The 24,696-nt window shown below is 72.5% G+C and carries 21 protein-coding genes; 9 read left to right on the top strand and 12 right to left on the bottom strand.

Going from position 1 to position 24,696, the window contains the following annotated elements; genetic code table 11:
• Both ACIRD7_RS02055 and ACIRD7_RS02050 read right to left on the bottom strand, forming a co-directional pair.
• Complete coding sequence (locus tag ACIRD7_RS02055) at positions 1–585, bottom strand: (2Fe-2S)-binding protein (RefSeq protein WP_403448472.1); 585 nt, start codon at positions 583–585, stop codon at positions 1–3.
• Positions 585–1,475, bottom strand: a complete 891-nt coding sequence (locus tag ACIRD7_RS02050) for an FAD binding domain-containing protein (protein ID WP_403448469.1) — start codon at positions 1,473–1,475, stop codon at positions 585–587. The genes ACIRD7_RS02055 and ACIRD7_RS02050 overlap by 1 nt, the downstream gene beginning before the upstream one ends.
• A 376-nt stretch (positions 1,476–1,851) precedes the next feature.
• Between ACIRD7_RS02050 and ACIRD7_RS02045 the strand changes: the two genes are divergently transcribed.
• Both ACIRD7_RS02045 and ACIRD7_RS02040 read left to right on the top strand, forming a co-directional pair.
• The gene (locus tag ACIRD7_RS02045) at positions 1,852–3,525 is read left to right on the top strand and encodes a PucR family transcriptional regulator (RefSeq protein ID WP_403448467.1); all 1,674 of its coding nucleotides are present in this window, start codon (positions 1,852–1,854) and stop codon (positions 3,523–3,525) included.
• 153 nt (positions 3,526–3,678) lie between these two features.
• Entirely contained in the window at positions 3,679–4,461 is a 783-nt protein-coding gene (locus ACIRD7_RS02040; protein ID WP_403448464.1) for a hypothetical protein, read from the top strand.
• Between the two features lie 45 nt (positions 4,462–4,506).
• Here the strand turns inward: ACIRD7_RS02040 and ACIRD7_RS02035 are convergent, their stop codons facing one another.
• Positions 4,507–5,328: a GntR family transcriptional regulator gene (locus ACIRD7_RS02035; protein WP_403448462.1), complete on the bottom strand. Its 822-nt coding sequence runs from the start codon at positions 5,326–5,328 to the stop codon at positions 4,507–4,509.
• A 154-nt stretch (positions 5,329–5,482) separates the two neighbouring features.
• On the opposite strand from ACIRD7_RS02035, the gene ACIRD7_RS02030 reads away from it, so the two are divergent.
• Together ACIRD7_RS02030 and ACIRD7_RS02025 are read left to right on the top strand one after the other, a co-directional pair.
• The gene (locus ACIRD7_RS02030; RefSeq protein WP_403448460.1) at positions 5,483–6,334 is read left to right on the top strand and encodes a (2Fe-2S)-binding protein; all 852 of its coding nucleotides are present in this window, start codon (positions 5,483–5,485) and stop codon (positions 6,332–6,334) included.
• A gap of 304 nt (positions 6,335–6,638) precedes the next feature.
• On the top strand, positions 6,639–7,679 hold the full coding sequence (locus ACIRD7_RS02025) for a DUF2637 domain-containing protein (protein ID WP_403448457.1): 1,041 nt from the start codon (positions 6,639–6,641) through the stop codon (positions 7,677–7,679).
• A 103-nt stretch (positions 7,680–7,782) separates the two neighbouring features.
• Here ACIRD7_RS02025 and ACIRD7_RS02020 read toward each other — a convergent pair whose 3' ends face one another.
• Both ACIRD7_RS02020 and ACIRD7_RS02015 read right to left on the bottom strand, forming a co-directional pair.
• Entirely contained in the window at positions 7,783–8,265 is a 483-nt protein-coding gene (locus tag ACIRD7_RS02020; protein ID WP_403448455.1) for an ATP-binding protein, read from the bottom strand.
• Between the two features lie 611 nt (positions 8,266–8,876).
• A complete protein-coding gene (locus tag ACIRD7_RS02015) occupies positions 8,877–9,494 on the bottom strand; it encodes a hypothetical protein (protein WP_403448453.1) in 618 nt (205 codons plus the stop codon).
• Positions 9,495–9,741: 247 nt separating this feature from the next.
• On the opposite strand from ACIRD7_RS02015, the gene ACIRD7_RS02010 reads away from it, so the two are divergent.
• A complete protein-coding gene (locus tag ACIRD7_RS02010; protein WP_403448450.1) occupies positions 9,742–11,049 on the top strand; it encodes a helix-turn-helix domain-containing protein in 1,308 nt (435 codons plus the stop codon).
• Between the two features lie 20 nt (positions 11,050–11,069).
• Here ACIRD7_RS02010 and ACIRD7_RS02005 read toward each other — a convergent pair whose 3' ends face one another.
• Complete coding sequence (locus ACIRD7_RS02005) at positions 11,070–12,353, bottom strand: protein phosphatase 2C domain-containing protein (protein WP_403448447.1); 1,284 nt, start codon at positions 12,351–12,353, stop codon at positions 11,070–11,072.
• 218 nt (positions 12,354–12,571) lie between these two features.
• Positions 12,572–12,715 carry a hypothetical protein gene (locus tag ACIRD7_RS02000; protein ID WP_403448444.1) on the bottom strand — a complete coding sequence of 48 codons (144 nt, stop codon included), beginning with the start codon at positions 12,713–12,715 and terminating at the stop codon, positions 12,572–12,574.
• A 555-nt stretch (positions 12,716–13,270) separates the two neighbouring features.
• On the opposite strand from ACIRD7_RS02000, the gene ACIRD7_RS01995 reads away from it, so the two are divergent.
• From ACIRD7_RS01995 to ACIRD7_RS01980, 4 genes are all read left to right on the top strand, one after another.
• Positions 13,271–14,260 carry a helix-turn-helix transcriptional regulator gene (locus ACIRD7_RS01995; protein ID WP_403448441.1) on the top strand — a complete coding sequence of 330 codons (990 nt, stop codon included), beginning with the start codon at positions 13,271–13,273 and terminating at the stop codon, positions 14,258–14,260.
• 56 nt (positions 14,261–14,316) lie between these two features.
• On the top strand, positions 14,317–14,799 hold the full coding sequence (locus tag ACIRD7_RS01990) for a DUF456 domain-containing protein (RefSeq protein ID WP_403448439.1): 483 nt from the start codon (positions 14,317–14,319) through the stop codon (positions 14,797–14,799).
• 170 nt (positions 14,800–14,969) lie between these two features.
• The gene (locus ACIRD7_RS01985) at positions 14,970–17,279 is read left to right on the top strand and encodes a glycosyl hydrolase family 95 catalytic domain-containing protein (protein WP_403448437.1); all 2,310 of its coding nucleotides are present in this window, start codon (positions 14,970–14,972) and stop codon (positions 17,277–17,279) included.
• Positions 17,280–17,340: 61 nt separating this feature from the next.
• On the top strand, positions 17,341–17,715 hold the full coding sequence (locus ACIRD7_RS01980; RefSeq protein WP_403448434.1) for a PPOX class F420-dependent oxidoreductase: 375 nt from the start codon (positions 17,341–17,343) through the stop codon (positions 17,713–17,715).
• Positions 17,716–17,963: 248 nt separating this feature from the next.
• Here the strand turns inward: ACIRD7_RS01980 and ACIRD7_RS01975 are convergent, their stop codons facing one another.
• From ACIRD7_RS01975 to ACIRD7_RS01955, 5 genes are all read right to left on the bottom strand, one after another.
• Positions 17,964–18,473: a methylated-DNA--[protein]-cysteine S-methyltransferase gene (locus ACIRD7_RS01975; protein ID WP_403448432.1), complete on the bottom strand. Its 510-nt coding sequence runs from the start codon at positions 18,471–18,473 to the stop codon at positions 17,964–17,966.
• Positions 18,474–18,475: 2 nt separating this feature from the next.
• On the bottom strand, positions 18,476–19,870 hold the full coding sequence (locus tag ACIRD7_RS01970; protein ID WP_403451610.1) for an AlkA N-terminal domain-containing protein: 1,395 nt from the start codon (positions 19,868–19,870) through the stop codon (positions 18,476–18,478).
• A gap of 87 nt (positions 19,871–19,957) precedes the next feature.
• A complete protein-coding gene (rsgA, locus tag ACIRD7_RS01965) occupies positions 19,958–21,049 on the bottom strand; it encodes a ribosome small subunit-dependent GTPase A (RefSeq protein ID WP_403448430.1) in 1,092 nt (363 codons plus the stop codon).
• A 238-nt stretch (positions 21,050–21,287) separates the two neighbouring features.
• The gene (locus ACIRD7_RS01960) at positions 21,288–22,775 is read right to left on the bottom strand and encodes a cellulose binding domain-containing protein (RefSeq protein WP_403448427.1); all 1,488 of its coding nucleotides are present in this window, start codon (positions 22,773–22,775) and stop codon (positions 21,288–21,290) included.
• Between the two features lie 189 nt (positions 22,776–22,964).
• Positions 22,965–24,284 carry a radical SAM protein gene (locus tag ACIRD7_RS01955; protein WP_403448424.1) on the bottom strand — a complete coding sequence of 440 codons (1,320 nt, stop codon included), beginning with the start codon at positions 24,282–24,284 and terminating at the stop codon, positions 22,965–22,967.
• Positions 24,285–24,696: the final 412 nt, after the last annotated feature.

Here is a 24,696-nt window from a genome sequence, read left to right as displayed (position 1 = left end):
TCAGACCGCCTCTCCCTGCCGGGCGGCCGCGAGGCGGACCGCGTCCATGATCTTCTCGTAGCCGGTGCAGCGGCACAGGTTGCCCGACAGCGCCTCGCGGATGTCCGCGTCGGTCGGGTTCGGGTTGTGCTCCAGCATCTCGTCGGCGGCGACCAGCAGACCGGGGGTGCAGAAGCCGCACTGGACGGCGCCGGCGTCGATGAACGCCTGCTGGATCGGGGAGAGTTCGGTGCCCTCACCGGTCTGCGAGTCCTGCCCCTTGGCCGCCCACGTCTGCGCGTCCTGGAGCGACGTACCGCAGGCACCACTCGCACAACCACCGTGCTCGGCGCGCTGCTTGGCGAAGTCGGCGAGCCCCTCGACGGTCACGACCTCGCGGCCCTCGACCTGCCCGGCGGCGACCAGACACGAACACACCGGCACGCCGTCGAGGCGGACGGTGCAGGATCCGCACTCGCCCTGCTCACAGGCGTTCTTGGAACCCGGAAGGCCCATCCGCTCGCGCAGCACGTACAGCAGGGACTCGCCCTCCCACACGTCGTCGGCTTCCTGCGGACGTCCGTTGACAGTGAAGTTGACACGCATTACGCGGCTCCCTCCGTGAGGCGGCGCTCGCCGCGGTACGACTCCCAGGTCCAGGTCAGCGTGCGGCGGGCCATGACGCCCACCGCGTGCCGGCGGTAGCTCGCCGTGCCCCGGACGTCGTCGATCGGGTTGCAGGCGCCCGAGCACAGCTCGGCGAACTGCTTGGCGACCGACGGGGTGATGATCTTGCCGTTGTCCCAGAAGCCGCCCTCTTCGAGCGCCGCGTTCAGGAACTCCTCGGCGGCCTTGGCCCGCACGGGCGTGGGGGCGGCCGAGCCGATGCCGGTACGCACGGTCCGGGTCTCCGGGTGCAGCGCGAGACCGAAGGCGCACACGGCGATGACCATCGCGTTGCGGGTGCCGACCTTCGAGTACTGCTGCGGCCCGTCGGCCTTCTTGATGTGCACGGCCCGGATGAGCTCGTCCGCGGCCAGCGCGTTGCGCTTCACTCCGGTGTAGAACTCGTCGATCGGGATACGGCGGCTGCCGCGCACCGACTCGACCTCGACCTCGGCGCCGGCCGCGAGGAGGGCGGGGTGGGCGTCACCGGCCGGGGAGGCGGTGCCGAGGTTGCCGCCGACGCCGCCGCGGTTGCGGATCTGCGGGGAGGCGACCGTGTGCGAGGCGAGCGCGAGGCCCGGCAGCTCGGCGTGCAGGCTCTCCATGATCTTCGAGTACGGGACGGAGGCGCCGAGCCGCACGCTCTCCTCGCCGACCTCCCACTCGTAGAGGTCGCCGACGCGGTTGAGGTCGAGGAGGTACTCGGGCCGACGGTGGTCGAAGTTGATCTCGACCATCACATCGGTGCCACCCGCAATCGGCACAGCGGTGGGGTGCTCGGCCTTCGCGGCGAGCGCCTCCTCCCAGCTGGCGGGGCGAAGGAAGTCCATGACCGGCTCTCTTCTTCGTCTCGTGGGGTCGTACGGTTTGAGCCAGATCAGGTGCGGCGGGCCCGGCTCGTTCATGTGCTGTTAACGCGCATTGACGTCAGTACACAGCGCTGTGCTCCACCAGGGTCAGTCACGGAAACCATGAAGGAGTTGGCTGGCCAGGGTGGGCATCTTGTAGATTCGTATGAACGGAGGTCACCAGTAACCTCCGCGTCTTTCTCTGGAAACTTCGGGCACAGGCTTGTGACCTGGGACACCGTCCGAAAGACGATGAGCACCGCCCCCGGTGGCGCCCGCCGACCCGTAGAGCGGGCCGCAACGACTGACCCTTCAAGATTCATCGTAGGTTTCGAGACAAAGAACGGCGGCGACGAGAATGCGGCTGCGCGCACTGCTGGACACGGACGCGCTGGGCCTCAAGCTGCTCGGCGGCGAGGACGAGCTGGACCGCACCGTGCGCGGTGTCATGACCACCGACCTCAGGGACCCCAGCCGCTACCTCTCGGGCGGTGAGCTGGTGCTCACGGGGCTGGCCTGGCGACGCGACGCAGACGACTCCGACCCGTTCGTGCGCATCCTGGTGCAGGCGGGCGTCGCGGCCCTGGCCGCAGGTGAGGCCGAGCTCGGCGACATCCCGGACGACCTGGTGCTGGCCTGCGCCCGGCACCGCCTGCCGCTGTTCGCGGTGCACGAGTCGGTGGCGTTCGCGACGGTCACCGAGCATGTCGTACGGCAGGTGAGCGGCGAGCGGGCCGGGGACCTCGCGGCCGTCGTCGACCGGCACCGCCGGATGATGACCTCGGGCCCGGCGGGCGGCGGTCCGGACGTCGTCCTGGACCTCCTGGGCTCGGACCTCGACCTGCGTGCCTGGGTGCTGTCGCCGACGGGCCGGCTCATCGCGGGCTCGAAGGTCGCGGGGGCACCGCTGCCGGCGGAGGTGTACGCGAAGCTCGCGGCGGAGCATCTGACGGCCGCCCGCACGGGCCGCCGCGGTCCGCACCGGACGGCGCTCGGCAGCACGTCGTACTCGCTCTTCCCGATCCGCAGCAGCGGCCGCTCCCCGCAGGCGCAGCGGGACGTGCGTGAGACGCTCCTGTCGGACTGGCTGCTGGCGGTGGCGGCGGACGCGAGCGACTGGCCCGAGGAGCGGCTCGACCTGCTCCAGGGCGTCACCCAGCTGATCGCGGTGGAACGGGACCGCAGGGACGCGGCGCGCACGGTCCGCCGCCGCCTCGCCCAAGAGGTCCTCGAGCTGGTCCAGACGGGCGCGGCGCCGGCCGAGATCGCCGCGCGGCTGCGGGTCGCGGCACCGGTCCTGCTGCCGGGCCTGGGCGCGGCCCCGCACTGGCAGGTCGTGGTCGCCCGGGTCGAGTGGGAGGAGGGCGACATCGAGGCGGGCCCGGTCGCCCAGTCGCTCCTGGAGGAGATCCTGGTCGACCCGCTGGCGACGGGTCCGGAACCTTCGGACCGCATCGCGGTGGCGCATACGGGCGACGAGGCCATCGCGCTGGTCCCGCTGCCGGCGGTCTCGGCGGAGCACGACGGCTCGGAGGCCGGCATCCACGCCGACGCGCTCCTTGAGTCGGTCCGCGTCCCGCTCGCGGCGGGCCTGGACGGCGACGGCCGGGTCACGCTCGGGGTGAGCGCGGCGGTGCACTCGGCGGAGGGGCTGCGCGGGGCCCTGGAGGAGGCCCGGCACGCCCGCCGGGTGGCGGCGGCGCGCCCCGGCCGGGTCTGCGCGGCGGGCCACCAGGAGCTGGCCTCGCACGTGCTGCTGCTCCCGTTCGTCCCGGACGACGTGCGCCGGGCGTTCACGGCGCGGCTCCTCGACCCGCTGCGTGACTACGACCGCCGCCACCGGGCCGAGCTGATCCCGACCCTCGAGGCCTTCCTGGACTGCGACGGCTCCTGGACCCGCTGCGCGACCCGTCTCCACCTGCACGTCAACACACTGCGCTACCGGGTGGGAAGGATCGAGCAGTTGACGAGTCGGGACCTGTCCCGGCTGGAGGACAAGCTGGATTTCTTCTTGGCATTGCGGATGAGTTGACCTCACCGGGCCGCCCCGCCGGATGGCACCAAGTGCCGCCACTGTCCCACGACTTTGTGAAATCCTTCACCCACCCTCTTGGCCGGGCACGGAGATTCGTGCTGAGATGCCGCCACCACTCAACAGCTCGATGGCGTGCTCGGGGAGGGCGAGGTGGCGTATACCGCCATGTCTGGTAACGGAACGACCGCCGGTGACGATCCACTCCAGACCGCGGTATGGCGGCTGCGCTCACGCGCGTGCTGGGCGGACGCGGCGGCCCTGCTGGAGCCGGTCACCGCACCGGCCGCGCTGCAGCGCGCGTCACTGCAGGTGGAGCGCTGTCTCTACACCGAGCAGGGCTGGGAGGAGGCCGAGGACGCGCTCCGTACGGCCGAGGCGCTCGCGCACAGTGACGACGAGCGGGGCGCGGCCGCTTGTGAACGAGGGCAACTTGCGTACGCGGCCACGCTGCACGGAGTGCGCGACCGCGCGGACGAGGCGCGTGCCGCGCTCGGCCGTGCGGCGGCACTGATCCCTCCGGGGGCGGCGGGCAGGGCACTGCTGGACTTCCGCCGGGGCCTGCTGGCGGAGAACCTGGCCCGCTCGCCCCAGGCGGCCCGAGCCGCCTACCGCCGGGCCCACGCGGGCGCGACGGCCCACGCGGACCCGTTGCTCCTGTCCTTCACCTGGCGCCACCTCGCCGGACTCGCCCTGCGCGACGGCGAACTGGCCGAGGCCCGGCACGGTTTCGCCGAGTCCCTGCGCATCCGGGAGGAACTCGGCTACCTGGTGGGCACGGCCCCGGCCCTGGCGTCCCTGGCCGACACGGAGACCGAACCGGAGGCGTCCCGGCTGCGCGAGGAGGCCCGCCGTCTCTTCCGGCTCCTGGGCGGCGTACCGACGTGGCTCTCCCGCCAGCTGGCGCCCCCGGCGACCGGAGCGGCGACGGCGTGACCGGTCCGGGGGGCGGCGCCCCCCGGACCGCAGGCTCTGAGCCGCTCAGCGCGACCCGGCGAAGTGCTCCCCCACCAGTGACCGCACCACATCCAGATCCCGGGCGATCAACGCGTCCAGCAGAGCCGTGTGTTCCGCCGCGTCGGCGAGCAGATCGGCGTGGAACCGGCCCGACGGGCGGACCGGGGTCACCAGCGGCCACTGGGCCCGGCGATGGAGGTCGTCGGCGATCTGGACGAGCTGCTCGTTGCCGCAGAGGGACAGCACCGCACGATGGAAGGTGCGGTCCGACTCCGCGTACGTCGCCCGGCAGCCGGTGGACGCCGCCCGCACCGTCGCGTCGGCCAACGGCCGCAGCTCCGCCCACCGTTCGGCCGCCACCGTGCGCGCGAGCCGCAGCATCACCGGCACCTCGATCAGCGCCCGCACCTCGGCCAGCTCCGCCAGCTCCCGGGCCCCGCGCTCGACCACCCGGAACCCGCGGTTGGGCACGACCTCGACGGCCCCCTCCAGCGCGAGCTGCTGCATGGCCTCACGCACGGGCGTCGCGGAGACCCCGAACCGCTCCCCGAGCGCGGGCGCCGAATACACCGCCCCTGGCGTCAGCTCACCGGTGACCAGCGCGGTACGCAGCGCGTCGAGGATCTGCCCCCGCACCGACGCCCGCTGCACCAGCGGCCGCGGTCGCGGGATGGGCGTCTCGCTGTGGGTGTGCTCACCGCGGGCCGTGGGCGCGGCACCTCCGCGGACGGTACCGACGTCAGCGGCCGCGGCCCGCCCCTGCGGCGGAACCCGCGGCTCGCGCGGCACTTCCGGACGAACCTCCGAAGTCTCCGAGGCCTCAGGCCGCGTGCCGCCCTGCCTCACGGGTCCTCCTCCGGACGTGTCGGTACTTGGGGTCATTACGACGGGTTGTTACTCACCCGTCAAGCACCATAGGCCCAGAACGCGACAGTTCAAACCGCAGCGATCTTGGGTAAGGTAAGGCTTACCTTCAAAGCCTCGTGAACAGGCGGTCCGCATGTCCGTGCCCCCCATAGCCCTCGCAGACGCCTACACCCGTCTCACCGAGGTACTCCCGGGGCTCGACATCACCCAGCCGCACACCCACGAAGAACTGCCCCGGCACGCCGGATGGATCACCGCGGACGCCCTCGCGGCCGGTGGTACCGGCCTGGACGCCTTCCTGGCCTGGGACGACGCACAGGTGCGACGCGACTACGGACAGTCGGCCCGCCCGGACGTGGTCGCCGGCTTCGGCCTGCACCGCTACGCCTGGTCCGCCTGTCTGCTGATCACCGCACCCTGGTTCCTGCTGCGCCGGGTCCCCCGCCTGCCCGTGACGCACGTCTCCTACGACCGCACGGACCCCGGCTTCGCCATGGGCCGCCTCGCCGCCCGCCCCACCGCCTTCGCCTGCCTCCCCGGCGACCCGGCCGCCGATCTTCCCGGCGCCAGGGTCGTCCTCGACGAGGAGGCACTGCGCGACGAGGTGCGCGCCGCCGTCGCCGAGCACCTGGAACCCGTCCTCGCCGGCTTCGGCCCCCGGATGCGCCGGCGCGGCCGCGCACTGTGGGGCATGGCGACCGACGAGATCGTCGAGGGCCTGTGGTACGTCGCCCATCTGCTCGGCGACGGCGAACAGGTCCGGGCCCGACGCGAGCTGGAGCTGCTGCTGCCGGGCGCGACACAGCCGTACGTCGGCTCCGCCGCCTTCCGCGAACTCACCGGCCCGAACGGCGAGTCACTGCCCACCCGGGACCGCGCGAGCTGCTGCATGTTCTACACACTGCGCCCCGAGGACACCTGCGCCACCTGCCCCCGCACCTGCGACGCCGACCGGGTCACCAAGCTTATGGCCGCGGCCAGTTGAGGCACCCTCAGGCGGATTCGTAACCCCCCGTGCCGTAAGATCACCCGAGAGCGGGACGCTCGTTACGGTTACAGGCGTTTCACAAATTCCTCACTTCGCGCAGGAACTTTCCGTGGAACCACCCGCACGGGTAGTCTTATTCGAACTCAACTCCCGCCCCTCAAGCGGCAGTTCGAGCAGAACGCCGCCCTGGGCATCCCCTTGCACTTCCTTGGCGGCCTCTTGCCCCGAAACCCCCTGAGGGCCAGCGGGATTGGGCCACTATGGCGGGCGTTACGCCCTATCCCAATGCAAGGGACCCCAGATGAGATTGACCGACATATCGCTGAACTGGCTGCTTCCGGGCGCCGTACTGCTCCTGGGCATGCTGGCGGCGGTGGCGGTGCTCGCGCGCGGCAAGCGGTCCGGGGAGCACGCGAAGACCGAGGACTCGTGGGAGCGCAGCGAGGAGCGCCGCAGGCGCAAGGAGGCCATATACGGCACGGCCTCCTATGTGCTCCTCTTCTGCTGCGCCGCGGTCGCGGCCGCGCTCTCCTTCAAGGGCCTGGTCGGCTTCGGTGAGCAGAACCTGGGCCTGTCCAACGGCTGGCAGTACCTGGTGCCGTTCGGTCTGGACGGCGCGGCGATGTTCTGTTCCGTCCTCGCCGTGCGCGAGGCCAGCCACGGTGACGCCGCGCTCGGCTCGCGGATACTCGTGTGGACGTTCGCGGGTGCCGCGGCCTGGTTCAACTGGGTGCACGCGCCCCGGGGCCTCGGTCACGACGGCGCCCCCCACTTCTTCGCCGGCATGTCCCTGTCCGCGGCCGTGCTGTTCGACCGGGCGCTGAAGCAGACCCGCCGCGCCGCCCTGCGCGAGCAGGGCCTGGTGCCGAGGCCTCTCCCGCAGATCCGGATCGTCCGCTGGCTGCGGGCGCCCCGCGAGACCTACAGGGCCTGGTCGCTGATGCTCCTGGAGGGCGTGCGCAGCCTGGACGAGGCGGTCGACGAGGTCCGCGAGGACAAGCGGCAGAAGGAGGCGGCCCGACTGCGCCGCCGCGACAAGGAGCGCATGGAGCGCGCCCAGCTCAAGGCCATCAGCCGTGGCCACCGCGGGTTCATCGGGCGCGGCGGCGGCCGGCAGGTGGAGCCGCAGGCGCTGGAGCGTGCCTCGGCCCAGGTGTCCGCGGAGCCTGCCATATCCACGCCGGAACAGCTGCCCGTGCGGTCTCGTCCCTCGCTGCAGCCCGTTCGCACCGGTTCTGACCCGGTCACCGTCGACCTCACCGCGGAGGACGACACCATGGCGCTGCCCCGGCTCGACTCGCTGGAGCGCAAGCTCAAGGACCTTGAGCAGCAGTTCGGCTGAGCCCGCATCTCATCGAGGAAGGGGCGCGACCCGGGACACGGGGTCGCGCCCCTTCCCGTTGCCGCACGCGATCCCCCGCACCTCGGTTCCCCGCACCCCGGTCTCACCCGGAGTCCGCGTCGAGCTCGAACCACACCGCCTTCCCCACCCCGTGCGCCCGCACGCCCCAGGCGTCCGCGAGGGACTGGACCAGGATCAGGCCCCGGCCGTTCGTACCGCAGTCGGCGTTCGGTACGCGCGGTCTGGGCAGCCGGGCCACGAAGTCCCGCACCTCCACCCGGAGTCCGTCCGGTCCGACCGTCGCGGTCAGGACGGCCTCCCGGTCGGTGTGCACGAGCGCGTTGGTGACGAGCTCGCTGGTGAGCAGTTCGGCTATGTCCGCTCGTCCGGGCCTGCCCCAGTGCCGTAACAGCTCGCGCAGCGCCCGGCGTGCCTCGGGTACGGCCCGCAGGTCCGCCCGCCCGAGTCTGCGCCTGAGCTGAGGCGGCTGCGCGTGATCCCCGTCGCTCGCGTCCCTGTCCTCCACCGTCTCGACCGAGGAGGCCCCGAATACGATGGGACCGCCTCCTCGTGCATGCCTCTTCATGACCCCCGCCCGCGTGCCGATGTCGGTTCCCCTCCTGCTCGAACACGTTCACGGGAACCATTTCCCAGTCGGACCGGCGGCAGTCATGTCGAATCGTCAACGACCAGGTGTTCGGCCACCGTTGGGTGCGGTCAAGACCGACGGATGAATACTGGAACGTCACCCGTCGGCCGCCCGGAGGCCGCCGAGCCCGATGCCCGTGCCGTGTCGGCCACCGGCCACGGCCAGGTTTCCCGGCGGCGGGCGCGCTCGCGGTGAGCGGAGGCCGGGCGGTGCATCCGTTGCCCGTGGGAGAGGGCCGACCAGCGCGGTGCCGCACGGCATCGGGCCGACTCCCCCGCGGGCGCGGCGACCGCAGGGGATCGGCCCGACTGCCGAGTCCGCCCTGCCGAACCGGCCGTACCCGACACGGCGGCGGCGCGGTCGGGGTCGTACGCGGCGTGGGCACCCACAGGACGGGCGGCGCGGCAACGACACGTCTTTGGCCACCTTCACGCAACCCGTGAAAGTGGCCGGAACTCGCGGGTGCCGGAGCCGTGGTGCGGGGCCGCCTGCCCGACCCCCGTCCGGGAGGGCGGCCCCGCTGGTGCGGTGGTCCGGTGACGCGTGGGTCAGTGGAGCTTGTTGACCGCCGTGGTGGTCGTCTTCCTGAAGGCCTTCACCGGCGCGTCCCCGAAGTCGCCCATCTGCCCCCACTGCACGACCGTGACAGTGCCGCCGTCCCGGCCGACGGAGACGAGGTGGATGTCCATGGCGCCCCACGAGGCGCGGGTCGCGAAGCCGTGGACGCGGGCGCCCTCCTCGACCGGCAGGGTGCCGTAGCTCCGGTAGTCGGCCTCGACGTCCGGGGCGGCGTCCATGCGCTGCACACAGCGCTTGACCTCCTTGTCGAGGCGGGCGGCGAGGGCCTTGGCCTTGGCGCTGTCGCCGACGGTGACGTTCAGCTGCTCGGCGCCGGTGTCGAGGTCGGTGCGGAAGGTGCGGTAGCGGGAGTCGTAGGCGAGCAGCGCCTCGCCGAAGCAGTACTGCATCTCGTCCGGGACGCCGTCGGTGACCCGGCCGGCGATCCAGTCGGACGAGGGGTGCGGCGGCAGTTCGGACGCCGCGAGGAACTTGGGCGCGGGCGCCCTCGTCGCGGCGCCGGCCGGTGCGGCGGAGAGGGTGGCGCCCGCGGTGAGGGCTGCGACGGCGAGTGCGGCGAGCAGTCCGGCTCGGATGCGCTTGGACATGGATGGTCCCCCGTGGATGAGATGAATCGCGTGAAGTGCGTGAACGGTCGACAAGTGGGCCGTCACCGACGCCGGCTGGTCCGTCCGGAACCGGTCGGTGCGACACCTTGAGCATCAGCCGTCACAGCGGGCGGCCGCAAGCGGCGTCGGCCGATGCGCGACGGTGGAACCATCCCAGCCCGTCTGACGTGCAGGTACAGGGAGTGCCTGGGATGCCGTCCCGGGACGGGGAGGACACGGGAGAACAGTGTCGGAAGCACAGGACGACGACGTCCAGGAGTTCGCGGCGTCGCTCAGACGCCTGAAGGAACGCACCGACCGGAGCTACGGTCAGCTGGCCCGCCGCCTGAACATGAACACCTCCACGCTGCACCGCTATTGCGCGGGCGACGCGGTCCCTGTCGACTTCGCCCCCGTGGAGCGTTTCGCCGCCCTGTGCGGCGCGACGCCTCAGGAGCGGCTGGAGCTGCACCGGTTGTGGATCCTGGCGGTCGCGGCACGGCAGCGGGCGCGTACGGGGGCCACCCCGGCGGCCTCTGCCGTTACGGCCGCGGACCCGGCTCCGGAGCCCGCCCCGGAGCCGGCCGTCGAACCGGTCCGGGATCCGGCACCGGCCGACGCCGCCCGCCGGCCCTGGTTCCGGCGCCGGCGCCTCCTCGTCTCCGCGGCCGTGGCGACCGCGCTCCTCGCCACGCTCGGCAGCCTCTCCGCCCTGCCAGACGACGACCGCCGGCCGAGCGACTCGGTCCAGGCCGGCGATCCGCCTCGTACGACGCGGCCGGGCACCGCTCCCCCGAGCACCGCACCGACGTCTCCGAACCCCACCTCCACGACCGCTTCTCCCAAGGCCGGCGCACCGAAGAAGCCTTCGGCGAAGCCCACCGAGAGCGACGGTGGCCCCTCGAAGAAGACCGGCCGGCCACAGCCCCCGACCGGGCTGCCCCTCACCTGGAGCGTCGACTCCCACGTCTGGCAGGCCGGTTGCGGTCACGACTACGTCATCACCAGGCCCCCGCAGCAGGTCCCTCCGCCGCCGAACCCGCAGGACGCGGCGACCTGGGCGGCGAGCGAGAACGCCGTGCACGGGGAGCAGACGATGGTGGAGATCACCGTGCAGGGCCGGTCGTCCACGGCCGTCGTCCTGGAGGCGCTGCGCGTGCGGGTCGTCGGCCGGTCGGCACCGCTCGCCGGCACCAACTACGCCATGGACCAAGGCTGCGGCGGAGCGCTGACCCCCCGCTACTTCGACGTCGACCTGGACAAGGACCGGCCCATCGCCCGCCCGGCCGACGGCAACGACTCGGGCGTCACGATCCCGGCCGTGCGGATGCCCTACCGGGTGTCCGCCGAGGACCCGGAGGTGCTGCTGGTCGACGCGCAGACGCGGAACTGCGACTGCAGTTGGTACCTGGAACTGGACTGGTCGTCCCAGGGCCGCACCGGCACGGTCCGCGTCGACGACCACGGCCGCCCGTTCCGCACGACCGGCATCAAGGGGCTCAAGAGCTACGCGTACGACACCTCGACCCGCGCCTGGGTGCCGTACGAGGAGTAGACGAGTCGGGGAGCAGCGGCCTACGCCTCCCACACCGCGGCGGCCGTACGGTCGTCCGCGTACCCCTTCACCCGGACCTGTGTGTCGGCGAGGAACTCTGCGAGACCGGGCGGTTCCGCGCCGGACCAGCGTCCGGTCAGATGGGCGGCGAGTTCGGGTTCGCCGCGCAGCGGGTCGGCGAGGCCGCTCGTGCACATCAGGAGGATGTCGCCCTGGCGGGCGACGGAGGCGCGGAAGCGGAAGGGTTCGCGGCGCGGCTCGGGGGCGGGGTCGTAGGGGCTGGGCGGTGTGGTGATGCCGAGGTCCATGGTGAGGCGGTCGCCCTCGGGTGTCTCCGCCGGCAGTGAGCCGAAGCCGACGACGGGTTCGCCGGTGGCGTCGGTGACGCGGGGTTCGATGTCCTGCCATTCACCCTTGCGCAGCCGGAAGAGTCCGCCTTCGCCGACGCCGAAGAAGACGCGCGTACGGCACTCGGGGTCGGCCGGGAGCAGCAGGCAGCGCAGGGTCGCCGCGTACTCCTCGGGTTCGATGCCCTGCTCGGCGGCGCTGGCGCGGAGTTTGCCGAGGCTGCGGTCGGTGAGGCGGTGCAGCCCGGACTTCAGATCACCGCGCCGCGCGGCCCTTATGTCCTCGGACAGTCTGGCGTGGCTGCGGCCGACGGCCCGGCCGATCCAGTGGCAGGCCTCGGCGGCGGCGCGGTGTGCGCCCGGGGTGGCGCGGGCGCCGGTGGCCATCGCCACGAGGAGCAGCGCGTGGTCGCCGGTGCCGAAGCGGGCGGTGAGGAGGGAGTCGCGGCGGGGTTCGCCGCGGTAGCGGGCGGAGTCGCCGCGCAGGGAGACGGCGCGCAACGTGCTGGTGCCGTAGTGGGCGCCGTCGAGGACGGTGTCGGCGACCAGGTCGTCGAGGTCGTCCGGGTCGGCGGGCGGCAGGGCGGTGGGTTCGGCGGCGTAGGTGGGCGGGCCGTCGCCGACGTAGGCGAGAGGGCCGGGTGGCGCGGTGTCCGCGGCCGACGTGTCCGGCCGCTCGGGTGCCTCGGCCGGGGGTGACTCCACGGTGAATCCCGGCGGCTTCGGCAGTCCGGCCGGGAACGTCGAAGCGGGCTCTCTGGCATCCGTGTCCGTGCGTGGTGAGGGCACCGACGCCCCCGCTTCCGACCGCTGGTTCACCGCCCCCGCGGCCGAGGCGTACCGGTCGTCCAGTGAGTCGGGGGCCGTTGTCGGGCCCGTGTCGTCGACGCGGTCACCGTACAGCTGCCCCCACCAGTCGTCCTCGCGGCCGGCGGGCCTACCCCCCTGCTGGTTCATGCCCCCAATTGTCCACCGCGGGGCCCGGATGAAAACGGGGCATCCGGAAAATCCGGCCCCCTACGCCGTCTGTGACGGCTCGTCGGGTGAGGCCTTGAACAACCTTGCGAAACAACGGGAGGAACGGCGGGAAACGCGTCGCCGGGCGGCCCCACCCCCCACGGGAGAACCGCCCGGCGACTTCCGGGTGACCCGGGCCCCGATCCCCTTCGCGCGCTTCAGCGCACGTCGTAGGCCCGGGTCACGATCTGGGTGACCGAGGCGCCCCGGGCGTCGGCCAGGACGGTCCTGAGGGTGACCCGCTTTCCCGTCGCTCCGCCGTGGTCCACCACCGCCGTCCAGATGCCGTCGGCCTTCGGCACGGTCCGCGCCTCGGTCCAGGTCTCGCCCTCGTCGTACGAGTACGCGAGCCGGGCCTCGGTCAGCTCACCGGGCTCGTAGCCCGCGTGGCCGCTCGCCGTGAGCGTGATCGGCAGGCCGTCCTCGGCGGGCCGTGTTCGGCGGGGAGCGTCTTCAGCCGTCCTCCGGCAGCGTGTACCGCGGGAAGAGCATCGGTATGCCTTGCGAACGGATACGGGCTCCGGCCGACGATCTCCCCGTCGCTCCGCAGCGTCCTACCGCCGATGTCACCGAAGCTCCCCTGTACGCCCAGGTGCTGACCCTCGCGCCCGGTGCCGTGCGCGATATCGCTCTCCCCAAGATCGCCTCTTCCGGTCCTGCCGCGTGCCCACGGATGCGAAAGCGCAGGCCAAGAAGGCCCAAGTCGGGCAATGCGGGCGGTGGTTGATGCTGCGGTGGCGACACCTTGGCAGAGTGACGGGTGGTACCGCGATGATGTGCGGAGGCGGTTTTGCGCCGTGGCCGTTTTCCGCCACGGACCGAACGCGGGTGTGCCGCCGGGGAGGGAGCGCGGCCGGATGCTGGGAGCCATTGGCCTCGACGAGACGCACGAGTCGGCGTACCGGGCCCTGGTGTCCGTGGGCGCCGCCGACCTGCCGGATCTCGCGAGACGGCTGACGCTCGGTGAGTACGACACCGAGCGCGCCCTGCGCCGGCTGGAGCGGCACGGGCTCGCGGCGCAGTCCTCGGCCCGGCCCGGCCGCTGGGTCGCCGCGCCGCCCGGGGTGGCGCTGGGCGCGCTGCTCACCCAGCAGCGGCACGAGCTGGAGAAGGCGGAGCTGGCGGCGGCGATGCTCGCCCAGGAGTACCGGGCGGGGGCCACCGAGCCCGCCGTGCAGGATCTGGTCGAGGTGGTGGTGGGCACGGCCGCGGTCTCCCAGCGCTTTCTCCAGCTCCAGCTCGGCGCGAGCGACGAGGTGTGCGCGCTGGTCACCGGCAGCCCGGTCGCCGTCACCGGCACCGAGAACGAGGCGGAGGAGCAGGCCGCCTGTCGCGGGGTGCGCTACCGCGTCGTCCTGGAGCGCTCGGTGCTCGACCAGCCGCACGGCGTCACCGAGCTGTCCGCCGCGCTCGGCCGCGAGGAACAGGTGCGGGTGGTGGACCGGGTGCCGACCAAGCTGGTGATCGCCGACCGGACGCTCGCGCTGGTGCCGCTGACCTCGCACACCGCGGAGCCGGCCGCGCTGGTCGTGCACGCGAGCGGGCTGCTGGAGCTGCTGACCGGGTTGTTCGAGTCGGTGTGGCGGGAGGCGCTGCCGGTGCGCCTCGGCCCCGCCGGCCTGACCGAGCAGCGGCCGGACCGCCCCGACGACACCGACCTGGAGGTGCTCTCCCTGCTGCTGGCGGGCCTGACCGACGCGAGCGTGGCCAAGCAGCTGGACCTGGGTCTGCGGACCGTGCAGCGCCGGGTGAAGCGGCTGATGGAGCTGACCGGCGTGACGACCCGGCTGCAGCTGGGGTGGCACGCGTACGAGCGGGGGTGGGTGGCCCGGGAACGGCAGGGGTGAACCCGCGGCGTGAGTGCTGATCTGCGGTTTCCCGTCGGCTCCGGCACTCTGGTCAGATGGGAGTGTGGGACCTCCTGCTGGTCGGTCTGGTCCTCCTGCTCGGCCTGTGCGGAGTGCTGGTGCCCGGAGTGCCGGGGTCGTGGCTGGTCTGGGCCGCGGTCATGTGGTGGGCGGTGAAGGATCCGCAGCCCGTCTCGTGGTGGGTGCTCGTGGGGGCCACCGTCGTGCTTTTCCTCTCCCAGGTGGTGCGCTGGGCACTGCCGCCCCGCCGGCTGCGCCCGAACTGGGCCGACAGCCGTATGACGGTGTACGCCGGGGCGGGGTCGTTCCTGGGCTTCTTCCTGATCCCCGTGATCGGCTCGATCCCCGGCTTCATGGCCGGGATCTACATCGGGGAACGGCGCCGGCTCGGCCGCCACGGCGAGGCGCGGGCCTCGCTGCGGACGGCGATGCGCTCGGGCGGGTCGAGCGTGCTGGCGGAGCTGTTCACCTGCCAGTTGATCGCGGGGGCGTGGTTGGGTGCGGTGATCTGGGGCTGATACATCGGGTCTCTTTATTCCAACCACCCCACCCTTGACGACTGATGGCGCTTTCTCTACGTTGCGTCCCGGGATAGCTCCGATGAATTGCCGCGCAGTTGTAACAGCAGTTGCACACGCAGTTGTACCCGCATTTGTACCCGCATTTGTACGAGCCGCCGGGAGGCGCCATGCCCAGCCCGTCCAGACGTACCGTGCTCGCCACCGGATCAGCTGTCGGCGGGACCCTCCTTACCGGCGGACTCCCCGCACCGGCGAGCGCGGCCGCCCCGGAACCCGCCGCCCGCGACCCCTGGCGCGCGGTCCTCGACGACGCCGACCTCGTCTGGCGACGCGCGCCGGCGACCTGGTACGAGGGCCCCTTCCTCGGCAACGGCTTCCTCGGTTCCGGCATCTACGCCGAACCGGGTGCCGCGACGCGCGCCGTGCGCTTCAACGTGCAGCACTCCGAGGTGCGGGACCACCGCCCCGAGTTCGGCTCGCTCTTCGGGCTCGCGCGCCTCCCGATCGCCCACTTCACCCTGGAGCCGGTCGGCACGATCACCGGCTGGGACTGGCGGCTCGGCCTGCGCGACGCGGAGCTCACCGGCACCCTCACCACGGACCGGGGCACCCTCGCGCTGCGCGCCCTCGTGCACAACGACCGCTCGGTCCTGGCCGTCGAGGTCACCCCGAGCTCGGGCGAGCGCGACTTCCGCTGGGTCTTCCACCCGGCGGAGGCGATCAGCCCGCGGGCGGCCTTCAAACCGCTCCCGGCCGGCTACCGGGGCAACCCGCCCGCCGAGGTCGCCGAGCACGACGGTGTGTCGGCGGCCGTGCAGCCGCTGCTGGCGGGCGGGCAGCATGTGACTGCGTGGCGGGAGCGGAGCACCGGCAGGACCCGGACGCTGTACGTCCACGTCGCGCACTCCCACCCCGGGACGACGGCGCTCGACCGGGCGCTGAAGGCCGTACGCCGCACGAGCCCGCTCCCCTACTCCGCGCTGGCGGCGACACACCGGGCCTGGTGGCACGCCTACTACCGCAAGAGCTTCCTCTCCCTGCCCGACGCCCGGATGCAGCGCTTCTACTGGATCCAGCTCTACAAGGCCGCTGCCGCCGCCCGCCGCGACGCCCCCGTGATGGCGACCAGCGGCCCCTGGCTGGAGCCCACCCCGTGGCCCAACACCTGGTGGAATCTCAACGCGCAGTTGGAGTACTGGCTGATCCACGGCTCCAACCATCTCGAACTCGACGCGATCACCAGGTCGTTGAGCGTCTTCCGGGACAACCTGGCCAAGGAGACACCGGCCCCGTACCGCACGGATTCCCTCGGCATCCCGCGCACCACCGACCCGGCCCTGGTCAACGGCGCCGCCGACCCGCTGACCGGCTACGGCGTCGGCGTCCCCGGCCAGGACCCGCCGACCCCCGAGGTCGGCAACCTCACCTGGGCGCTGCACAACGTCTGGCTCAGCTACCGCCACACCATGGACGAGTCGATCCTGCGGGACGTCCTGTACCCCTTGCTGCGCAAGGCGATCAACTACTACCTGCACTTCCTGGAGCCGGGCCCGGACGGCCGGCTCCATCTGCCGGCCACGTTCTCCCCGGAGTACGGCGGCAACTCAAGGGACTGCAACTACGACCTGATGCTGCTGACCTGGGGCTGCCGGACCCTGCTCGAATCGGCCGAACTCCTCGGCGTCGAGGACGAGTTGGCGCCGCGCTGGCGTGAGGTGCTGACCAGGCGGGTGCCGTATCCGACCGACGCGAACGGCTTCGTGATCGGCGCGGACCTCCCCTTCGCGAAGTCCCACCGCCACTACTCGCATCTGCTCGCGGTGTACCCGCTGTACGAGCTGACCGGCCGCACGTCGGACGAACGGGGCCTGATCGAGCGGTCGTTGGCGCACTGGGTGGGCTTCGAGGGTGCCCTGCAGGGCTATACCTTCACCGGCGCCGCCTCGATGTCCGCGCTGCTCGGCAAGGGCGAGGACGCGCTGCGCTACCTGGGCGAGCTGATGTCCCGCTTCGTGCGGCCCAACACCATGTACAAGGAGTCGGGCCCGGTCATCGAGACACCGCTGTCGGCGGCGCAGTCCCTGCACGACATGGTCTGCCAGTCCTGGGGCGGGACGATCCGGGTCTTCCCGGCCCTCCCGGACGCCTGGGCGGACGTGACGGTGCACGACTTCCGCACACAGGGCGCCTTCCTGCTGTCGGCGGTCCGCGAGGGCGGCGTCACCCGCTGGGTCCGGCTGACCAGCGAGGCGGGCGCGCCCTGCGTCGTACGGCACGGCATCGCGGGCCCGGTCGAGGTGCGGGACGGCCGGGGACTGCCGTTGCGGTACACGGACGCCGGGGACGGCGCGATCCGGGTCGCCCTGCGCAAGGGCGAATCGGCGCTGATCACCGCCCGGGGCGACCGGCCGGACCTGACGATCGCGCCAGTGCGGGCGAACGGGGCGGCGCCGCGCTGGGGGCTCCCGGCGGAGTAGGCCCCTGGCCGTAGGGCGAGCGGCCGATGCGCCGCCGGTGCGGGCGTGCTTGGCTGGCCGTATGACCGCTTTCAGCGAGGCCGAACGCGTATACCTGACGTCGCAGCGGCTGGGACGGCTGGCCACGGTGGACCCGGCCGGCCAGCCCCAGGCGAACCCGGTCGGCTTCTTCCCGCAGGACGACGGGACGATCCTGATCGGGGGTCGCGCGATGGGCGCCACCAAGAAGTGGCGCAACCTGCGCGCGAACCCCAAGGTGGCCCTGGTCGTCGACGACCTCGCCTCCGTACGGCCGTGGCGGGTGCGCGGGGTCGAGGTCCGCGGGGACGCGGAGCTCCTCACCGGCCCGCACGGACTGGGCCCGCACTTCAGCGAGGAGGTCATCCGCATCCATCCGCGGTGGGTGCGCAGCTGGGGCCTCGAGGAGGAGGACTAGGGCCTGTCGTTTGGATCATGCCGGCGTCGCGGGGTCTGGCACGCCCTCCCCCAAGCTCTTCGAGCAGGGGGCACCCCCAGCCGCGTTGTCGTCACTCGCCGACTCCCCCACGCTCGAACAACCTCGCGCGGGAGGGACCCCCATCGCGTCGACTCCCTCCTCCGCCTTGCAGCTGCACGCACCAGACCCCGCTCGGGTCGGTTGAAAGTCGCCGCACCTCACAGCCGGCCCGATCCAAACGACGGGTCCTAGGGCACGTCCGGGAGCGTGCCTTCCAGCGCGAGCAGCCGGATCTTCCGTTCGAGGCCGCCGGCGTATCCGGTCAGTGTCCCGTCGGCCCCGATCACCCGGTGGCAGGGGCGCACGATCAGCAGCGGGTTGGCACCGATCGCGCCACCGACGGCCCGCACGGCGGGGCGGGAGGCGCCGATGCGCGCGGCGATCTCGCCGTACGTCGTGGTGGATCCGTAGGGGACGTCGTCGAGGGCGGCCCAGACCCGCTCCCGGAACTCGCTGCCGGCCGTGCTCAACTCCAGTTGGAAGTCCTTCAGTTCACCGGCGAAGTAGGCGGCGAGCTGTTCCTCGGCCGCGCGGAAGAGCGTGGGGTCGCGGCGCCAGCCGTCCTGCACGGTCCGGCCGCCCTTCTGGCCGGGCACGGAGAGCGAGGTCAGGGCGCCGGTCGCGGGGTCGGCGGTGAGGAGGAGGGGGCCGAGCGGGCTGTCGAAGTCGGTCCAGTGAACGGGGGGCGTGACCATCATGGTTACTCCAACTCCCCTGCTGCACGCAGGTGTTGCACGGCATAGGAGCGCCAGGGGCGCCAGCTGTCGGGGGCGTCGACGCCGGGCGGGGCGACGTCCGGGTCGCCGAGGGCGCGGGTGCGGATGACGGCGACCGTACGGGCGTCGAGGCCGGGCAGGGCAAGCAGCGCGTCCTGCGCCTCGTCCCGGTCGGCGCCGGGGTCCAGCCGCAGGGCACCGTCGGCGAGGGCGGCGGCGAGCGCGCCGAGGGGCCCGTGCGGCTCGGCCCCGGCGAGGACGGCCGCCTCGGGGAACAGATGGGTGAGGGCGCCGCAGGGCGCGTCGAGCGCCTTCCCGTACCGCGCCACCAGCCGCTCGGCCTCCGCCGGGCCGACCAGTTCCCGGACCGCCAGCTCCTCCGCGTCGGCGCTACCGGGTGACCGCAGTCCCGGCCGGGCGGCGACCATCGGTCCGAGCCGGGGGTCGGCACCGAGCCGCTCGTCCACGGCGTACGGGTCGGCGTCGAGATCGAACAGACGCCGCAGCCGGTGGACGGCGGTGGTCAGGTCGCGGGGGTCGGTGAGGTGGAGGCGGGCGTCGAGCCAGCCGCCCGGGTGGGCGCCGCGTGCCCGAGGGGCACCCGTCCGCTCGTCCACGGCGACGATCGCGGTGCCGTGGGGAAGGCGGAGGGTGCGCCGGTAGGTGCGACGCCCGGCCCGCCCGGACACGGCCTCGACGCCGGGGACGGCCTCCCGCTCCAACTGGTCGAAGACGGCACCGCTTCGGTAGGGGCCCCGGTAGGCCAGCCGCAGCGGTATCCCGGCCGACGGGGTGCCCGTCCGCCGGGCGTCACGGCCGCCCCTCGATGCGGCGGCGCGCAGCTCGCTCGGGGTCGAGGCGTACACCGCCCGGATCGTGTCGTTGAACTGGCGCACACTGGCGGACCCGGCCGCGAACGCGATCTCCGTGATCGGCAGGTCGGTGGTCTGCAGCAGCACCCGGGCGGTGTGCGCCCGCTGGGCGCGGGCGAGCGCGACCGGGCCCGCGCCGAGTTCGGCGGTGAGCTGCCGCTGCACCTGCCGGGCGCTGTACCCGAGCCGTGTCGCGAGTCCGGCGACACCTTCCCGGTCGATGATCCCGTCGCCGATCAGCCGGACGGCACGGCCGACCACGTCGGCCCGCACGTTCCAGGCGGCCGACCCGGGCGCGGCGTCCGGCCGGCACCGCCGGCAGGCCCGGAAACCCGAGCCCTGCGCGGCGGCGGCCGTCGGGAAGAACCGCACGTTGTGCCGTTTCGGTGTGACCGCCGGGCAGCTGGGGCGGCAGTAGATGCCGGTGGTCTCGACGGCGAAGAAGAACTCGCCGTCGAACCGCGCATCACGGCTGCGCACCGCCTCGTACCTGGTGTCCTCGTCCATCACGGTGTCCAGTGTCCGCCGGGCCGAGGGGGTGGTGCCAGCGGGAATCGGACACGGAGCTGTCCCTTCCCGCCGGCACCGGACGGGTCACCGGACGTGGCCCCGCTTCGCCTCCATGGCGGCGCGGCCCTGCGCCCCCTTCCGCTTCCAGTCCTTCTTGATCTCGGCACGCAGCCGGGCGTCGGTCTTGGCCACGATCCACTGGTTCTCCCGCATCAGCTTGCGGTAGCTCTCCAGCCGGCGCACCGGCAGCACGCCCTCGTCGATCGCGGCGAGCACCGCGCAGCCCGGCTCGCTCTCGTGCGCGCAGTCGTGGAAGCGGCAGGACCCGGCCAGTTCCTCGATCTCCGAGAAGACCTGGCCGACGCCGGTCTCGGCGTCCCACAGCCCGACGCCTCGCAGCCCCGGTGTGTCGATGAGGACACCGCCGCCCGGCAGGGCGAGGAGGTTGCGCGTGGTGGTGGTGTGGCGGCCCTTGCCGTCGACGTCGCGCGCGGCCTGGACCTCCATCACGTCCTCGCCGAGCAGCGCGTTGGCGAGCGTGGACTTGCCCGCGCCGGACTGCCCGAGCAGCACGGTCGTACCGCCGCCCACGACCGCGGTGAGGACGTCGAGTCCCTCCCCCAGCGTGGCGCTGGCGGTCAGCACCGGCACTCCCGGCGCCGTGGTCTCCACGTCCTGGACGAGATGGGAGAGCGTCACCGCGTCCGGCACGAGGTCGGCCTTGGTGAGGACCACGAGCGGCTGCGCGCCCGACTCCCACGCCAGGGCGAGGAACCGCTCGATGCGGCCGAGGTCGAGTTCGACGGCCAGCGACACGGCGACGATGGCGTGGTCGACGTTGGCGGCGAGGATCTGCCCCTCGGACCGCTTGGAGGAGGTGGAGCGCACGAACGCGGTACGGCGTGGCAGGTACGCGCGTACGTACTGCGGGTTCCCGCCCGGTTCGACGGCGACCCAGTCACCGGTGCACACGACCCGCATCGGATCGTGCGGGGTGACGAACGCCGTGTCGGCGCGGACGACCCCGTCGGCGGTGACGACGTCGCACTGCCCGCGGTCGACCCGTACGACCCGGCCGGGCAGGAGACCCTCGGTGTCGTACGGGGTGAACGCGTCGGCCCAGCCGGTGTCCCAACCGTAGGGTGCCAACGCGGAGAAAACAGAGGTGGAAGTCAACGGGTGACCCTTCACAAGGGTGGCCCCGGCAGCCGCGTGCACATGACGCGGAGAGATGAGGTGAGGTCAGCCGGCGGCCACGGAGGTGGACTTGATGAACTGGATGCGGGTAGCGCTCATCGCAAAGACAGCCATCGGTCGACACCTCCTCACACACGTCCGCTCGGCGGCGGCCACCGGCCACCGCCCTGATCTTCCGTCACTCTAGCCCGACCCCTGGAAGGCCCGTCAACCGGTTTTACGCGCAGTCGTGCCCGTTCAGCGTGAAGTCGACCCCCGCCGAGTTCTCACCCTCCCAGGAGGCGATGAACCCGAACGAGAGCGTGCTGTTCGCCTGGACCGTCCTGTTGTACTCAGCGGCCTTGGCCGTGACCCGGGAGCCGTTCTGGGCGAAGCTCGCGTCCCACATCTGGCCGACCTGCTGGCCGTCCCGGAAGGACCAGGCCACGCGCCAGTCGTCGAGGGCATGTTCGGTGGTGACCGTGACGGTGGCCTGGAAGCCGTCGGGCCATTCGTTGACGAGGTCGTAGTCGACCTCGCAGGCCGGCGCGGCGCTCGCGGAGGGGGAGGGTTCCGGGTCGTCCTGGCGGGCCGTGGAGGACTGGGTGCCCTGGGGTTCCGGTTCGGGGTTCCTCGGCTCGGGCGAGTCGTCCCGGGAGGCGCTCTTCGACGGCGCCGGCGTCTTCGTGGCCGGCTGTGTGGCGGCCGTGACCGGCAGCGTGAAGCCGGGGTCGGCGACCGGCTGGCGGTCGGAGGGGTCGCCGCCCGCCGCGGTGCCGGCGCCGGTGGAGCCGCCCGGCATCATCGACACCGCGAGGGCGAGCGCCGAGACGAGGACGGCGGCGAGGAGCAGACCGCTGCGCACGACGCGCGCCTTGTGCGCGCCGGGGTTCGGCGGAACCGTGTCGGCCTCCGCGGGGCCGGGGCGCCCGGCGCCGAGGCGCACCTCGGAGGCCCGGCGGCGGCGCTCCAGGTAGGCGAGGCCGCCCCAGCCGATCACTCCGCCGGCGAGGGCCCCGGGCAGCCCGCCGCCGTGCGGCCGCAGACAGGCGGCGGCCTCGGCGCACCGCACACAGGTGGCGAGGTGGCGGGAGAGGTCTTCGGGGGTGTCGGCGCCGGTCGAGCGGGTGACGGCGTCGAGGAGGCGCGCGTAGCTGCGGCACCGCGCGTCCATGGGCGTGTCGAGGTGGTTGCGCTGGCAGCGGTCCCGGAACAGGCCGCGCACCTGGGTGAGTTCGTCGGCTACGGCGGCCGGGTCGAGGCCGAGCCGGCGGGCCACCACGGTCTGCGGCAGCGCCTCCACCTCGGCCAGCCACAGCAGTGCGGCGTCCGGTTCCTGCATGTCACGCAGGCCGCGCAGCGCGAGCGGGCGCTGGAGCGGGGGGCCGGTGTAGCGGGCGGCCTTGTCGGAGTTGAGCCACAGGCGCAGGTCCGGATCGAGGTCGTGGCCCTGGCCGGTGTCCTCCCAGACGGCCGCGGTGGTGCGTACGGCGGTCAGGAGGAGGGGAATCCGGGGCAGCCGGGCCGGGCGGCGGCCTGCGCTGCGGAGGGTTCCGGTTTCGGCCTCACGGGCCTCGCGTATCCCGGTGGAAAACGCCTCGGCGGCCAGCTGGTTGGCCGCCGAGGACCCGGCCGTGCACAGGTCGGCGTACGACAGCACGGAATCCCAGCACTCGGAGAACAGCGCTGCCTCGGTGGCGTCCTGGGGGGTCGGCAGGTCGGGCATGGGTCTCCTGCATCCACATGCGAGGTCAACTCGCCATATTGGCAATGGAGTTGGGGGGAACCTCGCGGCAGGACATGAGCCTTTCACGTTTTCAACACAACTGACAAGCGCCGTGTTCACATGTCATGACAGACCGTCGCGCCCCACAACTACAGCCACTTGTACGGACGCGGGCCCCATCCGTCTCAACTACACCGCCGAAGTCTCCTCCGCCGGCAGGCTGTCCATGAAGGAGCTCACCGAGAACACCGCGCGGCCGGGGCCGGGCTCACCGTATCCGGGGGGCGAGGAGAGACCGAAGTCCTCCATCGTCTGGCGATAGGCCTGCAGCAGCCGGATGTGGTACTCCAGCGGCGCGCCCTGCGGGTTGGCCTTGCCGAGCGGGGTGGTCGGCTCGGGGCACCACGTGGTGAAGCGGGGCGTGATGCCGTGCGACATGAAGAAGCGCAGGCCCTCGGTGGTGGAGTCGATGGCCTCGTCGACCGTCTTGAAGCCGAAGGGCTCCGCCATCTCCACGCCGGCCACGAAGTTGGGGATGACGTTGCGGGCCCCGAAGATCTCCGCGGAGTCGAGGATCCGCTTGTGCCACTCGTCGCGGCCGACGTAGCGCTCCTTGCCCGGGCAGTACATCTTGAACAGGTACTCGTCCCACACCTCGTAGTTGGGGTGGTAGATCTGCACGCCGTAGTCCTTGAACCGCTGCACGTCGTCGCGCGGCAGCGCCTGGGCGACGACCTTGCCGATCCAGCGGCCCGGGAAGCGCTCCTCGATGGCCTTGGCGTAGTGGCCGTAGAAGTCGGCCTCGTCACGGCCGGAGACCGTCTTGGTGATGGCGCCGCCGGTGAGGGTGTAGGCGGTGGAGGCCTTGGCGGTGTCGTACCGGTCGATGATCTCGAGCGCCTCCAGCACCTCCTCGACGTCCTTCACACCCGTGTACGGCCGCCCGGCCGCCTTGTGCTGGCGCCAGTTGTGGTTGATGTCGCAGTACTGGCACTCCTCCTTGGCACCGAAGTACTGGCACACCCGGAAGACGGTCAGATAGATCAGGTAGCCCCACTGGATGGTCGGGGCGACCTCCATCACGGACTTCCCGTTGGCGAGCTTGTGCCGGTAGTACTCCGGCATCGGCGGCACGCCGACGTCGGCGATCCGCTTGCCGTCGAGGTAGAGGCCGAGCACGCCGTGGTCGTCGGCGGCGACGCGGTACGGCGACGACGGGTTCACGCGCACGGAGACGACGGTGCGGCGCAGGTCGTACGGTCCGCCGGTGAGGATGATCTCCTCCGGCGGCCGCCGGAGCGCGGCCTCGCCGAGTTCGGGGAGCGTGCCGTGGTCGAAGGAGAAGATGAAGTACGACTTCGGCTTGACCTCACCGCCCTCGTTGTCACTGAGCGCGGACGGGTCGAAGGCCACCCCTCCCCGGAGCAGATCCTCCTTGAAGACGGCTTCCCGCGGAACGTGCGGGAATCGCTCCATCAGATCCTCGACCAGTGCGGTGCGGCTGCCCATCCGTAATCTCCTCCCGGCTCAGGCGTACGACTCCTCACGGTATGCCCCTGCCGGGCCGCGAGCGGCGCCGGGGCCCCCTCAGGCCGCGCGTGGCGTAAGCCGCACGGCCGGCCACAGGCCCTCACGCCTTCCGCCCCAGCGCGGCAGCATCGACCGGTTACCCCGGCTCGTCACCTCCCACCAGCCACCAGGTGAGCCGTCAGGCGGCGGCGCGGGGCCGCTGGTGGCCGCGCGTGAGAGGCGCGGGAAGCCGACCGCAGGCCCTCACGCCTCCCGCCCCAGCACCGCAGCATCGACCGGATACCCCGGCTCCTCACCTCCCACCAGCCACCAGGTGAGCCGTCAGGCGGCGGCGCGGGGCCGCTGGTGGCCGCGCGTGAGAGGCGCGGGAAGCCGACCGCAGGCCCTCACG

The sequence above is a fragment of the Streptomyces sp. NPDC093568 genome (assembly GCF_044764945.1).
Lineage (GTDB): Bacteria > Actinomycetota > Actinomycetes > Streptomycetales > Streptomycetaceae > Streptomyces.
This window is presented reverse-complemented; position numbering and strand designations above follow the sequence as displayed.

What these genes read in the sequence shown, in the direction of transcription:
- ACIRD7_RS01970 (WP_403451610.1), bottom strand. Translation starts at nt 19,870, where the DNA reads ATGGACGAGGACACCAGGTACGAGGCGGTGCGCAGCCGTGATGCGCGG.
- ACIRD7_RS01955 (WP_403448424.1), bottom strand. Translation starts at nt 24,284, where the DNA reads ATGGGCAGCCGCACCGCACTGGTCGAGGATCTGATGGAGCGATTCCCG.
- ACIRD7_RS01980 (WP_403448434.1), top strand. Translation starts at nt 17,341, where the DNA reads ATGACCGCTTTCAGCGAGGCCGAACGCGTATACCTGACGTCGCAGCGG.
- ACIRD7_RS02020 (WP_403448455.1), bottom strand. Translation starts at nt 8,265, where the DNA reads ATGAAGAGGCATGCACGAGGAGGCGGTCCCATCGTATTCGGGGCCTCC.
- ACIRD7_RS02025 (WP_403448457.1), top strand. Translation starts at nt 6,639, where the DNA reads ATGAGATTGACCGACATATCGCTGAACTGGCTGCTTCCGGGCGCCGTA.
- ACIRD7_RS01985 (WP_403448437.1), top strand. Translation starts at nt 14,970, where the DNA reads ATGCCCAGCCCGTCCAGACGTACCGTGCTCGCCACCGGATCAGCTGTC.
- ACIRD7_RS01995 (WP_403448441.1), top strand. Translation starts at nt 13,271, where the DNA reads ATGCTGGGAGCCATTGGCCTCGACGAGACGCACGAGTCGGCGTACCGG.
- ACIRD7_RS01960 (WP_403448427.1), bottom strand. Translation starts at nt 22,775, where the DNA reads ATGCCCGACCTGCCGACCCCCCAGGACGCCACCGAGGCAGCGCTGTTC.
- ACIRD7_RS02005 (WP_403448447.1), bottom strand. Translation starts at nt 12,353, where the DNA reads ATGAACCAGCAGGGGGGTAGGCCCGCCGGCCGCGAGGACGACTGGTGG.
- ACIRD7_RS02045 (WP_403448467.1), top strand. Translation starts at nt 1,852, where the DNA reads ATGCGGCTGCGCGCACTGCTGGACACGGACGCGCTGGGCCTCAAGCTG.
- ACIRD7_RS02055 (WP_403448472.1), bottom strand. Translation starts at nt 585, where the DNA reads ATGCGTGTCAACTTCACTGTCAACGGACGTCCGCAGGAAGCCGACGAC.
- ACIRD7_RS02015 (WP_403448453.1), bottom strand. Translation starts at nt 9,494, where the DNA reads ATGTCCAAGCGCATCCGAGCCGGACTGCTCGCCGCACTCGCCGTCGCA.
- ACIRD7_RS01990 (WP_403448439.1), top strand. Translation starts at nt 14,317, where the DNA reads ATGGGAGTGTGGGACCTCCTGCTGGTCGGTCTGGTCCTCCTGCTCGGC.
- ACIRD7_RS02050 (WP_403448469.1), bottom strand. Translation starts at nt 1,475, where the DNA reads ATGGACTTCCTTCGCCCCGCCAGCTGGGAGGAGGCGCTCGCCGCGAAG.
- ACIRD7_RS02030 (WP_403448460.1), top strand. Translation starts at nt 5,483, where the DNA reads ATGTCCGTGCCCCCCATAGCCCTCGCAGACGCCTACACCCGTCTCACC.
- ACIRD7_RS01975 (WP_403448432.1), bottom strand. Translation starts at nt 18,473, where the DNA reads ATGATGGTCACGCCCCCCGTTCACTGGACCGACTTCGACAGCCCGCTC.